Below are 12605 nucleotides of genomic sequence, written 5' to 3'. Positions count from 1 at the left end.
ACCCGATGCGGAAGTTTCAGTCCCATGCCAGTGCTCCGCCGTTCTGGTATTCGATGACACGGGTTTCGAAGAAGTTCTTCTCCTTCTTCAGATCCATGGCTTCCGACATCCACGGAAATGGATTGTCCGTCTCGGGAAAGACCGGCGCGAGGCCCAACTGCGCGCAGCGGCGGTTGGCGATGAAATGCATGTAGCTTTCGCAGAGCGCAGCGTTGAGCCCGAGGAACCCGCGCGGCATCGTATCCCGGCCGTAGGAGGCTTCGAGTTCGGCTGCGGCCCTGATCATGTCGCGGATCGCGTCCTGAAATTCCCTGGTCCACAGATGCGGGTTCTCGTTCCGGATCTGGTTGATCACATCGATGCCGAAATTCATGTGGATGCTCTCGTCGCGCAGGATGTACTGATACTGCTCGGCGATACCGACCATCTTGTTGCGCCGCCCGAGCGACAGGATCTGGGCGAAGCCGGTGTAGAACCACATGCCCTCGAAGATCACATAGAAGGCGATGAGATCGCGCAGGAAGGACTGATCGGATTCCGGCGTGCCTGTCCTGAAGTCGGGATTGTCGAGATTTTGCGTGTGCTTGAGCGCCCAGGCCGCCTTGCCGGTAATCGAAGGCACCTCCCGGTACATGTTGAAGAGCTCGCCTTCATCCAGGCCAAGGCTCTCGACGATATACTGGAACGTATGGGTATGGACCGCCTCTTCGAAGGCCTGGCGCAACAGATACTGACGGCATTCGGGATTGGTGAGATGGCGGTAGATCGCCAGAACGATGTTGTTGGCGACGAGGGACTCGGAGGTGGCGAAGAAGCCGAGATTGCGTTTGATCATGCGCCGCTCATCCTCGGTCAGCCCGTCCCTGGATTTCCACAGCGCGATATCGGCCTGCATCGATACTTCAGTCGGCATCCAGTGATTGTTGCAGCCGGCAAGATATTTGTCCCATGCCCAGTGATATTTGAGCGGCAGAAGCTGGTTCACGTCAGCGCGCGCATTGATCATCGCCTTGTCATCGACACGCACGCGGCCGCCGTCGCGATCGATATTGCCAAGTCCGGTGGCACCGGTGGTTGCGGTAGGCGCCGGATGAATGGCGCGTTTTGGGCTGTTGGTGGTTTCGGTCCAGTCAAGCATTGTCGGTTCCCAGGTTTGCATCAGGTTGAGACAGGCGGGCGCTTGAGGCGCTACTGGCAGGCTTCACAATCAGGATCATTGATTGAGCAGACATTGCCCCCCGGTTCGCAAAGCAGGATCGGTTGTGGGGCGGGCATTGCCGTTACGGCGTTGAGCTTACCATCAGTGCCCTTCAGCGTGGATTTCTCCACGTGGGATGCTGAACGCGAACGCAGGTAATAGGTGGTTTTCAGACCGCTGTTCCAGGCAAGCCGGTAAAGCGCGTCCAGTTTCTTGCCGCTCGGGTTGGCAATATAGAGATTGAGCGATTGGGCCTGGTCGATCCATTTCTGCCGGCGCGAGGCTGCGGCGATCAGCCATGAACTGTCGATTTCGAAAGCGGTGGCATAAAGCGCCTTCACGTCGGCAGGAATACGGTCGATTTCGCCAATCGAGCCATCGAAATATTTGAGATCCGAGACCATCACTTCGTCCCACAATCCGCGTTGTTTCAGGTCGTGCACCAGCGCTGCATTCACCACGGTGAAATCGCCTGACATGTTCGATTTGACAAAGAGGTTCTGGTAGGCAGGCTCGATGGACTGGGCAACGCCGCAAATATTGGAGATGGTGGCTGTGGGGGCGATGGCCATGCAGTTGGAATTGCGCATGCCCGTAATTTTTACGCGCTGGCGCAGAGCTTCCCAATCGAGTGTCGAGGAACGATCCATGTCGAGCCGGCCGCCGCTTGCCTTGCGGGCGTCGTCCAGCAATTCGATCGAGTCGATCGGCAGGATGCCCATTGACCAGAGCGAGCCGTTAAAGCTTGGATAGCGGCCACGCTCGGCAGCAAGGTCAACGGACGCGGAAATTGCATGCCAGGAAATTGCCTCCATGCTGTGATCGGCAAAGGCCACCGCCTTGTCGGAGGCATAGGGAATGCGCAATGCCTGCAAGGCATCCTGAAAGCCCATCAGGCCAAGCCCAACCGGACGATGGCGCAGGTTCGAATGGCGCGCCTCGGGAATGGTGTAAAAATTGATGTCGATGACATTGTCCAGCATGCGCATGGCAATCGAAACGGTGCGGGAAAGCTGCTCCAGATCGAGGCCATGCGGTGTCACGTGATTGGCAAGGTTGACCGAACCGAGATTGCACACGGCGACCTCGTCCTTCGAGGTGTTGAGGGTGATTTCCGTGCAAAGATTGGATGAATGCACAACGCCCGCATGGCCCTGGGGCGAACGAATGTTGCAGGCGTCCTTGAATGTCACCCACGGGTGACCGGTCTCGAACAGCATGGTGAGGATGCGCCGCCACAAATCCAGTGCGCGCACGGTGCGGAAGATCCTGATCTCGCCGCGTGCCGCCTTGGCTTCATAGAATTCGTATCTGGTCTTGAACGCTGCACCATAAAGGTCGTGCAGCTCAGGCGTTTCGTCGGGGGAAAACAGGGTCCAGTCTTCGTCCGCTTCGACGCGGGCCATGAACAGGTCCGGGACCCAATTGGCGGTGTTCATGTCATGGGTGCGGCGGCGATCGTCGCCGGTATTCTTGCGCAGGTCGAGAAACTCTTCGATGTCGATGTGCCAGATTTCCAGATAGGCGCAAACCGCGCCCTTGCGCTTGCCGCCCTGGTTGACCGCAATTGCCGTGTCGTTGGCGACTTTCAGGAATGGCACCACGCCCTGGCTTGTCCCGTTCGTCCCTTTGATATGGGCGCCGAGCCCGCGCACCGGCGTCCAGTCATTGCCAAGGCCGCCGGAATATTTTGCAAGCAAGGCATTGTCCTTCACCGCCTTGAATATCCCGTCGAGATCGTCGGAGACGGTGGTCAGGAAGCAGGAGGACAATTGCGCGCGCCGGGTGCCGGCATTAAACAGCGTCGGCGTCGAGGCCATGAAATTGAACGAGGACAAAAGATCGTAGAACTCGATGGCGCGCCCCTCGCGATCGATTTCACGAAGGCTGAGCCCCATGGCGACGCGCATGAGGAAGGCTTGCGGCAATTCGAAACGTATGCCGCCCGTCTGCAGCAGATAGCGGTCATAAAGGGTCTGCAGGCCGAGATACTGGAACTGCAGGTCGCGATCCGGTTTGAGAGCGGCGGAAATGCGGTTCAGGTCGAAGCGTGCGAGTTCGCCATCCAGCAGTTCGGCATCAATACCGGCCCTCACATAGGCTGCGAAGTAGTTGGCATAACGCTTGGTCATCTCATGTTGGGTCGCCTGTTCCGGTCTGCCGAAGACAAAGCCCAGTGCCTCGCGGCGCAGCTTGTCGAGAAGCAGGCGCGCGGCGACGAAGGCATAATTGGGGTCGGTCTCGACCAGGGTGCGCGCCGCAAGGATCGGCGCGAGGGACAGATCGTCCAGCGTTATCCCATCATAGAGATTGCGCCGGGTCTCGGTGAGGACAGGCGCGGCCTGTACGCCCTCCAGCGCCTCGCAGGCTTCGTCGATGACACGCGCGAGACGGTCGTCATCGAGTGGCTCCCTGCTGCCATCGGGCTGTGTGACCGTGAACCTTGGACCAGCATCGCTGGCGTTTTCAGTGGCGGTCCTCGCACGTTCCTGCGCCCGCTCTTCGCGGTAGAGCACATAGGCACGCGCCACCTTGTGATTTTCGCTGCGCATCAAGGCGAGCTCGACCTGATCCTGAATACGCTCGATGTGGAACAGGCGGCCCTCCGCGCTGCGCCGCTTCAGCGTAGCGACGATATCGGCGGTGAGCGCTTCGACCACATCATGCACGCGCCGCGAGCCGGCAGCGACACCGCCTTCGACGGCGAGAAACGCCTTGGTCAGCGCAACGGTGATCTTGAGCGGATCGAAGGGTGTAACCGAGCCATTGCGGCGGATGACGCGGTAAGCCGGTCCGGTTGGTTGCGGTGTTTCGCTGGCACCAATTGGTGCTGTGCCGCTGGAGCGTGTGATTTCGACAGACAAAGACATGTGTTTACCCCAAATGTTGGGGGCAAAGGTCGAGCGCACGCATTGCAATGTAGCGGGTCAGCTTGGCGCGCCAACCATTGCAAGCGACACACCGGGACACCCCGCCCGTGGACGTTCATCATGTTTCGGCAGGTCTCCTGGCTCACAGGTCGGCGCTGCTGTCTGGCCTTCCCGAAGCAACACTCCAGTGACCCTTAGGCGACAACAACTCGCTGTTTACAGTTGCGGGGGCAGCGCCGGCATTGGTGGAAATGACCACCTCACCGGCTTCCCTCTTAGCTCCCAATCTTGCGATCGAAAGAACCGGAACGTCTATATTTAGTACCAAATCATCGCAAAGTGTCAATAGGTAGATAGTCTCTCCTGACAATTCATAGTGCAGCTGATTGCGGCAATATGAATGGCACCTGCGTGGCGGGTAAGGCACCCACCTTGAGCGCGCATTCATAGACGCGCTGGATACGCTCGTCGGTCAGGACTTCGGCAGGCGTTCCGACAGAATCGATCCGGCCACCATGCATGACGACGACACGATCGGCATACATCGCGGTGAGGTTCAGGTCATGCAAAATGGCGATCACCCCGCCGCCTCGCTTGGCAAAGGCGCGGGCGATCTGCATGATGATCAGCTGATGCTTGATGTCGAGGCTGGAGACCGGTTCATCGAGAAAGAGAAAACGCGGCTGGCCGTCGAGCAGCGGGTGCCAGACCTGACAAAGGACGCGAGCAAGTTGTACCCGCTGCTGCTCTCCGCCGGACAGCTCCTGATAGAAACGGCCGCCAAATCCCGCGAGATCGACGAGCGCCAGCGCTTCATCCGGCAGGTCTTCCGCCTCACGCCGCGCGGCACCCGACCGGCCGCTGATCAGTCCGAGCTTGACGATTTCGCGAACGGTGAAAGGAAAGGAGAGTTGTGTCGATTGCGGAAGGATCGCCCGCATCGCTGCCATTTGCCAGAGCTTCAGCCGGTTGATTGCAAATCCGTTGATGGCGATGCGCCCCGTGAAGGGCAGATCGCCTGACAGCGCGCGCATCAGTGTTGTTTTTCCCGAACCATTTGGCCCGACAATCACCGTGAACTGAGCCGCCTCGGCATTGAAGCTGGCATTCTCAACAATCTTTTTCTTGCCGAGGGAAACGGAAATGTCGGAAACTTCAATCATTGTCATAGATCCAGAATGCCGCGGCGGCGCAGCAATATCCAAAGGAAGAACGGCGCGCCGACAGCGGCGGTGACGATGCCGATCGGCAATTCCGATGGAGCGACAATGGTGCGGCTGACCGCATCGGCAAGCAGCAGCAGGCTAGCGCCGAGCAGCGCGGCGGCCGGAAGCAGGTAACGGTGATCGGGTCCGATCATCAGGCGCAGCAGATGCGGGACGACCACGCCGACGAAGCCGATGCCGCCGCTGACCGCAACGGACGCACCGGTTGCTCCGGCGACCACAACAATCGCAATGCGCTTGAAGCGCTGGACGGGAATGCCAAGATGGCTTGCTGCCGCTTCACCCAAAGCAAGGCCGTTGAGACCGCGGGCGAGAAAGGGCGAGATCAGCAATGCCGAGACAATGAACGGACCGGCAGCGGCAATTTTCACCCAGTTGGCACCAGCAAGCGAGCCCAGCCCCCAGAAGGTGAGATCGCGCAATTGCCGGTCATCGGCGATGTAGACGAGGACGCCCATATAGGCACCGGCCATGGCGCCAAGGGCGATGCCGGCAAGCAGCATGGTGGCGATGGATGTCTGCCCGCGCCGCGTGGCAACACGATAAAGGATCAGGGTGAAGGCGAGCGCCCCGAAAAAGGCGGCGAGCGGCAGGGCGTAGAAACCGAACAGGGCGATCAAGGGTGCAAGGAACGTGCCGCCAAGGACGATCATGCTGACTGCACCGAGGCCGGCACCTGCCGACACGCCGACAATGCCGGGGTCGGCCAATGGATTGCGGAACAGGCCTTGCATGACCGCGCCGGAAACGGCGAGCGAAGCGCCGATCAGCGCGCCCAGAATGACGCGCGGCAGGCGGATGTCATAGATGATGATCCGGTCGCGCAATGACAACGCATCGGCGGGGCTGTCAATGCCGGTGAACAATGCACCGACGAGCGAGACAATCGACGCATCAGATGCGCCAGCCGCAAGGCTGAACATGATCGTTGCCACGAGAACGAAACAGAGCATCAGGATCACGCTCTTCGCCAGAAACGAACGGTCGCCTTGCGCGCGTGTTTTGCCGCCACCCAGTGCCGATCGCGGGGCGGCTGACTTGATCAAGACGGGATAGCTCATGGGCTCACTTCGTTGCCGTAAACTGCCCTGGCGAGATCGTGTGCTGCCTTTGCCGCTCGCGGACCAAAACCGAGAAGGAGCTGGCCGTTCATGCGCACGATGTTCTTGGCCTCGCCTGCTGGTGTTGCCGCTATGGCCCTGTTGGCGAGAAGCGCGGCATTGGCAGCGGCGTGATCGCCGCCGCGATCCATGACGAGAATGACGTCCGGTTTTGCCGTTATGATGCCCTCATCAGTCAGCGGCTTATAACCCTCAAACTCGGTGATGGCATTTTCCGCGCCAGCAAGTTCAATAATGCCATTGGCAGCCGTCTTCGTCCCGGAGCCCATGATCTTGCCGTCCTTGGCGCTGAGGATGAAGAGCACGCGCTTGCGGGCCGTGATCTCCTTCGTCTCGGCCTGAGCGACGGCAAGATCGGCTTCGACCTGCTTTGCAAGCTTCTCCGCCTTGGCATCGGCACCAAGCGCCTTGCCGACGGTGCGAATTTTCTCGGCTACGCTGGCGGCGGTATATTTTTCAGGCACAAAGACGAAGGGGACGCTCGCCTTCTTGAGAACCTCGATGGTTTCTTTCGGACCGCTGCCCTCGACGGCGATGATCGCGGTCGGGTTGATCGACAGCACACCCTCCGGTGACAGCGCGCGCATATAGCCCACATCCGGCAGCTTGCTGGCCGCATCGGGATAGGTGCTGGTCGAATCACGCCCGACCAGCCGCCCCTCTTCGCCGAGCGCATAGACAATCTCGGTGATGGAATCGCCGATCGACACCACGCGGCTCGCATCGGCAACACGGCCGGTGATTTCTTCGGCAAAGGTGGCGCCGGACCAGGATAGAAGACCAAGAACGCCGGCGATGATCGGAAGTCTGAATGTCATGGTCATTTCCCTATGCTGCGGCGCGCATCAGACGCGGGAGGCCTTCGATCAGCTGGCGCCAGTCGCTGCGCTCACCGGCTCCCTCATGCCGCTTGCCGAAGAACTGGATGATCATCTCGCCTTCGGAACCATAGGCCTCGAGCGAGGTGACGTGGCCATCCTTGGTCGGCTTGCGCACGGCCCAGACCTCGGCAATGTGATCGGTGCGCAGATGCAGGTGGAAAGTTTCGTCGAGGATATTGATCCACGGGCCCATGGCTTTGACCGACTGGACCGGTCCTGAATGAATCTGGATGCAGCCGCGATTGCCAACGAAGCACATGATCGGAATATGCTCCTGGGCGCAATGGTGCATCATCGCTGCCAGTGCTCCGGAGTCGAGCTGCCAGGCATAATCCTGGCCGATCACCTGCACCGCCTGATGGCGGGTCATCTTGAGCGAACGCAGGATGGCGAAGAATTCGTGCACGTCCTTCATCTGGGTCCAGCGGTCGCGCAGGCCCGAAGCATCGAGTTCCCCGATCTCAAGGGTCTTTTCCTCGGGCTTCGGGAGCAATGCCAGTTCCAACATTTGCGACTGATCGTCGAGCCGGAGCTTGGCCACCAGTGCGTTATAGGCCTGCAGATTGGAAGCTGGCCGAAGGTGGATCTTATGAACCGCCTCGCCGGCGGCGTCGAAGAACTGCAGGCTGCGGCGGACCGTATCGCCATCCTCTTTTTCCACAGCGAAACCATGCGCCCAGGAAGTCGGGAAGAGGCGCATGTCGATCTGCGCGCCAAGCAGCATCGAGGCATGCTTGCCGACGACAGGCTTGTCGTAGACGCCGATTTTCTCGTGGACGGCGCTTTCATTGCGCGTCAACGCCAGAACTTCGCCAAGCGATTCGATCTTCGTCAGGAAAGTTTCGATGCGCGGGCTGATGTGAACGACGTTGATCCCGCAATGGGCGGCTATCAGACCGGCCTCGGAAATCCCGAGTTGCTGCGCAAGGTCGCGCTCGCGCATCTTCGGATTGTCCGCCCTCGCCTGCCGGATCGCTTCGGGTGTCGGTCTTACAGTCTCGGTCATGTTTCAAGCCCACTTACTTCGTTATTTGTTCAGGATCAGTTTGCCCTGACGGGTGATTTTCAGCCGGTAAAGCGATCCGGCATGTTCGATGCCGACTTCATTGGAGCCATCGAACAGAATATCGCTGCCGAATATCCGAATGTCTTGCTGCATCGGTTTGGCAAAATCGGTGCGAATTGGTGTCAAATTCGGAAGACGAACCTGCAGATCGATGACTTGACGCCGGGACATGGCAATTGGCCTTTTCGGTTGGTTTTGTCTGGAACAATGCCGCCCGCATCATTCCGGTGAATTAAACTTGACTCTTATTGTCATATTTATTACTCAATCAAAAGAAGAGTCAATGAGTCAAGTTTACCGCGACCTTCTAAAAAGACAAAAACTGCAAGCAAGCATTGGAGCATCGGCACGAAGCTCTCCCGGCCAGCCAGCGACGAACTGAACTCCTGGAGAGAATGAGAATTATGGGGCTGGTGGCACGAAATATCACTGCTTTGCTTGGCGGAGCGGCAATGGCGATAATGTCCGCAGTGCATGTTGCCGGGGCGCAGCAGGCGCAACAGAGAACGGAAACAAATGAGCCGGTTCAAGGTGAGGCGGCCAAGAAGGGGCGCGTGACGCTGTTGCAGCGCCTCGTGATCGGCGCCGGCGTCGACAAGGTCGCCATCGATACACCGCAGGCGGTGACGGTGATCGACCAGGAACAGATCGACCAGGATCAGCCACAAACGATCGGTGACACGCTGCGCGATGTACCCGGCGTGACAGCCATCGGCAGTGACCGCGTTTTCGGGGAGGCATTCAACATTCGCGGCATCGGCGCGGCCGCAGCGGCGGACGAATCCAAGATCATCATCAACGTCGATGGCACACCGAAATTCTACGAACAGTATCGCATGGGATCTTTCTTCAGCGATCCCGAACTCTACAAGCAGGTCGAGGTGCTGCGCGGACCGGCTTCGTCGACTCTTTACGGTTCCGGCGCGCTCGGCGGCGTCATAAATTTGACGACGAAGGATGCGGCGGACTTTCTGGCCGATGGCCAGAACAATGCGGTTCGTGTGAAGAGCGCCTATGATTCCAATGGCACCGGCCTTCTCGGCTCAACCATCTATGCGACGCGAATCAACGAGAATTTCGAATTCCTCGGCATGGGCAATTACCGCCAGTCCAACGATTTCAAGGACGGCAATGGCGACGATATTCCTGGCTCGGAATTTGAATCCTGGTCCGGCCTGGCCAAGGGCACGTATCGTTTCGGTGACGGCAACGAGCAGACAATCCGCCTCTCCTATCAGCGCTGGCAGGGCGACACGGACGATCAGGAATATTCGCAGACCGATAGCGGCTTTGGTACCGTGGACCGCAAGGTCACAGACCAGACAGTGGTGTTCGCCTATGAGAATCCGGCCAGCGACAACCCGTGGCTCGATCTGAAGGTAAACCTATCGTATTCCGATACGTCGAACGAACAATCGGATGCATCCGGTCTGGCGGGCGTTCCAAGCCAGCTCTTCGACGATTCAGATTATTCGTACAAGACCTTTCAGGCCCGGGTGGAAAACACCTTCGAATACAAAAGCGAAGCCTTCGAGAATTTTTTGACGCTGGGTACGCAGATCAGTCATCAGGATCGTCAGGCGGAATCAATTGCTGGCCTTTCCCCAGGAGCGATCCTTTTCCATCCGGAAGGCACGGAAACGAAATATGGCCTTTACGCCCAGAACGAATTCGTCTGGCGCGAGAAGCTGACATTGATCCCCGGAATTCGCATCGACTATCGGGAGACCTCGCCAGCCGATGGCATCAGTGGGGCGCAGGACGAATCCGATGACGCGGTCTCACCCAAGCTCGCTGCACTCTACAAGTTCAACGATACGTTCTCGGTGTTTGGATCGCTCGCGCATACGGAGCGGTTCCCGACAATCGACGAACTGTATTCCAGCTCCATACCCGGCCGGACCTATCCGGGTGGACGAATTGCCAGCATCGGGCTCGAAAAGGAAACATCGAACAACTACGAAGTCGGCTTCGCCGTATCGGGTTACGACCTTGTCCGCGCCGGCGACACGCTGCAACTGAAGACGACCGGTTTCTATAATCAGCTGCGCAATCTGATCACCACCAATCCGGACAACCGCAACCGGTTGCCGGTTAGCTATTATGTCAACATCAACGAAGCCAAGATTTACGGTGTGGAAGTCGAAGGGTCCTACGATGCCGAGGTGTTCTTCGCCCGCGCCGCCTATAGCTACATCAAGGGTGAAGACGAGGAGACCGGCGAACCACTGACGAGCATTCCAGCGCAGAACATTGCTCTGACGCTCGGCGGACGAATGGTCGACTACGGCGTCGAATATGGCTGGCGCGGCAGGTTTGCCGCGTCTGCGGACACCGGCTTCACCGGCGAGCCGACGCCCGGTTATGGCGTGCACGACATCTTCGCCTCGTGGAAGCCAACCGATGAGAAATATGCCGGCTTGGAGGCCCGTTTCGCGGTCGAGAACGTCTTTGACAAATTCTATCGCAACAACCTGGCCGGTACGGACGCGAAGGGACGCACCTTCAAACTCACGCTGGCGAAACAGTTCGGATGGTAATCATGAAATTTGCAGCAAGCCTTGGCCATGGCATGACCGCTGTTACAGCCATATTCCTGCTTGCCGCAACAGGGTCGGCGTCGGGGCAAGAGTCCTCCCCGGCGCCAGCCCTGACACTTGAACTGAATGCCCTGCAGCCCTCGGACAAGGGCTGCAGACTGACCTTCATCGCCACCAACAATCTCAACGCGCCGCTCGACAAGGCCGCGTTCGAGATTGCCCTGTTCAATCACGCCCAGGTGGTCGACCGCATTACGGTGCTGGACTTCAAGGACCTGCCGCAGGGCAAGACCAAGGTCCGGCGTTTCGATCTTGGGGATACGGATTGCTCGAAGATCGCCCGTGTCCTGGTGAACGATGCGACCGAATGTTCCGGCGCGCGGGTCGATCCAAAAGCCTGCATCCGCCAGCTTGATCCAACGACGAAATCCGGCGTGCGATTCGGGAACTAGAGATGGCCTATGCGCTGGCGTTCCGACCCGAAAGTTCCGCCGTTGCAAAACGGACGGACCCGCCTGCGCTCCATGTCATTGAGAATGATGCTTTTGACGTCGGGGATGAACCGGAGGCTGTCGAGTTCCTCGATACGGCCCGGCCCGAACTTTCCTCCGACGCCGTTGAACATGGAAGCATCGCGGGAAAACCGCAGAGACCCACAACGAAATGGTACCGGCAACTTGTCATCTCCTGTGGATTTCATGCGGCTCTAGCCGTGCTTCTTATCGGCTTCGTCGCCGATGAAGTGCTGATTGCCGGCAGCGAGGATACGATGGCAGCTCTGCTCGGCGATGGAGCGGTGGACGCGATTGCCTCCGGAGCGCCCGATCCGGCCAATCCCGAGGCGATGAACGTTTCATTGGTGACGATGGCGATGCCCAAGCCGGTGCCGGCCAGGGAGGTCGAAACAGCAAAGCCCGTCGAGGCGGCTGAGCCGGTAGAAAGCATCACTCCTGTCGAGGGCACGCCGCCAGCGGCCGCTGATCCGGTTGTGGCGGAAATGTCGGACGTTTCACGAAGCAAGGCGCCTGAAATTCTTGCCGTTACGCCGCTGCAGCCAACGCAAGATGAAAACGTGGTTCAGCAACCTACAAAGGAAGTGATACATCCGGTCGAGGACGAACCCACGGTAACGAGCGTAGAAAAGCCCTTGCTGCAGAAGCCCGCGATGGAAAAACACGTTGCCGAAAAGCGCGTGGCTGAAAAACCGCAAGCGACGGTGAACAAAGCAGCGCCCGCGGCAAGGGCAAGGAAAGGGCCGGCCAAAACAGCATCGGGCCGCGACGGCAGCAATGAGCGGAGCGCACGCAGCGGCATCGCCGATGGAAAGAACGATGGCGAAAACAATGCCGATGGAAATGCCAAGGGTAAATCGTCAGCGCAGGGCAATGCTGCGGTATCCAATTATCCCGGTGCGGTAACGTCGAAACTGCGCCGGGCCTTGCGGCGGCAGGGACGGCTGCGCGGTGAGGTGGTTGTCTCGTTTGTTGTTGCCAGCAATGGCAGCGTCACCGGCCTCGGCGTTGGCCGCAGCTCTGGCAATCCCGCCGTAGACAAGGCAGGGGTGGATACGGTTCGCCGTGCGGCGCCCTTCCCGCCCATCCCCGCCGACGCGGGACGATCGGTCTGGGCCTTCAGCCTGCCGCTGGCATTCGGGGGTTAAATGAAAAGGCCCGTGCGGGCCTTTCCTGTTCTCGGATGGCAAC

At 59.1% G+C, this 12605-nt stretch carries 10 protein-coding genes and 1 riboswitch; of the genes, 3 read left to right on the top strand and 7 right to left on the bottom strand.

Annotated elements, in window-relative coordinates; genetic code table 11:
- Nucleotides 1-16: 16 nt before the first annotated feature.
- From CU103_RS18080 to hemP, 7 genes are all read right to left on the bottom strand, one after another.
- Nucleotides 17-1138, bottom strand: a complete 1122-nt coding sequence (locus CU103_RS18080; RefSeq protein WP_106665430.1) for a ribonucleotide-diphosphate reductase subunit beta — start codon at nt 1136-1138, stop codon at nt 17-19.
- Between the two features lie 50 nt (nt 1139-1188).
- The gene (locus tag CU103_RS18075; protein WP_106665429.1) at nt 1189-4068 is read right to left on the bottom strand and encodes a ribonucleoside-diphosphate reductase subunit alpha; all 2880 of its coding nucleotides are present in this window, start codon (nt 4066-4068) and stop codon (nt 1189-1191) included.
- 110 nt (nt 4069-4178) lie between these two features.
- A riboswitch (cobalamin riboswitch) is annotated at nt 4179-4391 on the bottom strand.
- A 48-nt stretch (nt 4392-4439) separates the two neighbouring features.
- Nucleotides 4440-5231 carry a heme ABC transporter ATP-binding protein gene (locus CU103_RS18070; RefSeq protein WP_106665428.1) on the bottom strand — a complete coding sequence of 264 codons (792 nt, stop codon included), beginning with the start codon at nt 5229-5231 and terminating at the stop codon, nt 4440-4442.
- A gap of 2 nt (nt 5232-5233) precedes the next feature.
- Nucleotides 5234-6355: a FecCD family ABC transporter permease gene (locus CU103_RS18065; RefSeq protein WP_106665427.1), complete on the bottom strand. Its 1122-nt coding sequence runs from the start codon at nt 6353-6355 to the stop codon at nt 5234-5236.
- The gene (locus tag CU103_RS18060) at nt 6352-7233 is read right to left on the bottom strand and encodes a heme/hemin ABC transporter substrate-binding protein (RefSeq protein WP_342588900.1); all 882 of its coding nucleotides are present in this window, start codon (nt 7231-7233) and stop codon (nt 6352-6354) included. Before CU103_RS18060 ends, CU103_RS18065 begins: the two co-directional genes overlap by 4 nt.
- Nucleotides 7234-7243: 10 nt before the next feature.
- Nucleotides 7244-8302, bottom strand: coding sequence for a hemin-degrading factor (locus tag CU103_RS18055; RefSeq protein ID WP_106665425.1), 1059 nt, complete (start codon nt 8300-8302; stop codon nt 7244-7246).
- Between the two features lie 21 nt (nt 8303-8323).
- On the bottom strand, nt 8324-8533 hold the full coding sequence (gene hemP, locus CU103_RS18050) for a hemin uptake protein HemP (protein WP_106665424.1): 210 nt from the start codon (nt 8531-8533) through the stop codon (nt 8324-8326).
- A 224-nt stretch (nt 8534-8757) separates the two neighbouring features.
- On the opposite strand from hemP, the gene CU103_RS18045 reads away from it, so the two are divergent.
- Genes CU103_RS18045 through CU103_RS18035 form a run of 3 tightly spaced genes read left to right on the top strand, consistent with a single transcriptional unit; the run spans nt 8758 to nt 12562 of the window.
- Nucleotides 8758-10902, top strand: a complete 2145-nt coding sequence (locus CU103_RS18045; RefSeq protein WP_210203783.1) for a TonB-dependent hemoglobin/transferrin/lactoferrin family receptor — start codon at nt 8758-8760, stop codon at nt 10900-10902.
- A 2-nt stretch (nt 10903-10904) separates the two neighbouring features.
- On the top strand, nt 10905-11354 hold the full coding sequence (locus CU103_RS18040; RefSeq protein ID WP_106665423.1) for a hypothetical protein: 450 nt from the start codon (nt 10905-10907) through the stop codon (nt 11352-11354).
- Between the two features lie 2 nt (nt 11355-11356).
- A complete protein-coding gene (locus tag CU103_RS18035; protein WP_106665422.1) occupies nt 11357-12562 on the top strand; it encodes an energy transducer TonB family protein in 1206 nt (401 codons plus the stop codon).
- The last annotated feature ends 43 nt before the right edge of the window (nt 12563-12605 follow it).

The sequence above is a fragment of the Phyllobacterium sophorae genome (genome assembly GCF_003010965.1).
In the GTDB taxonomy this organism is placed as follows: domain Bacteria; phylum Pseudomonadota; class Alphaproteobacteria; order Rhizobiales; family Rhizobiaceae; genus Phyllobacterium; species Phyllobacterium sophorae.
Note: the sequence above shows the minus strand (reverse complement) of the source record. Positions and strands in the feature narration are given on the sequence as shown.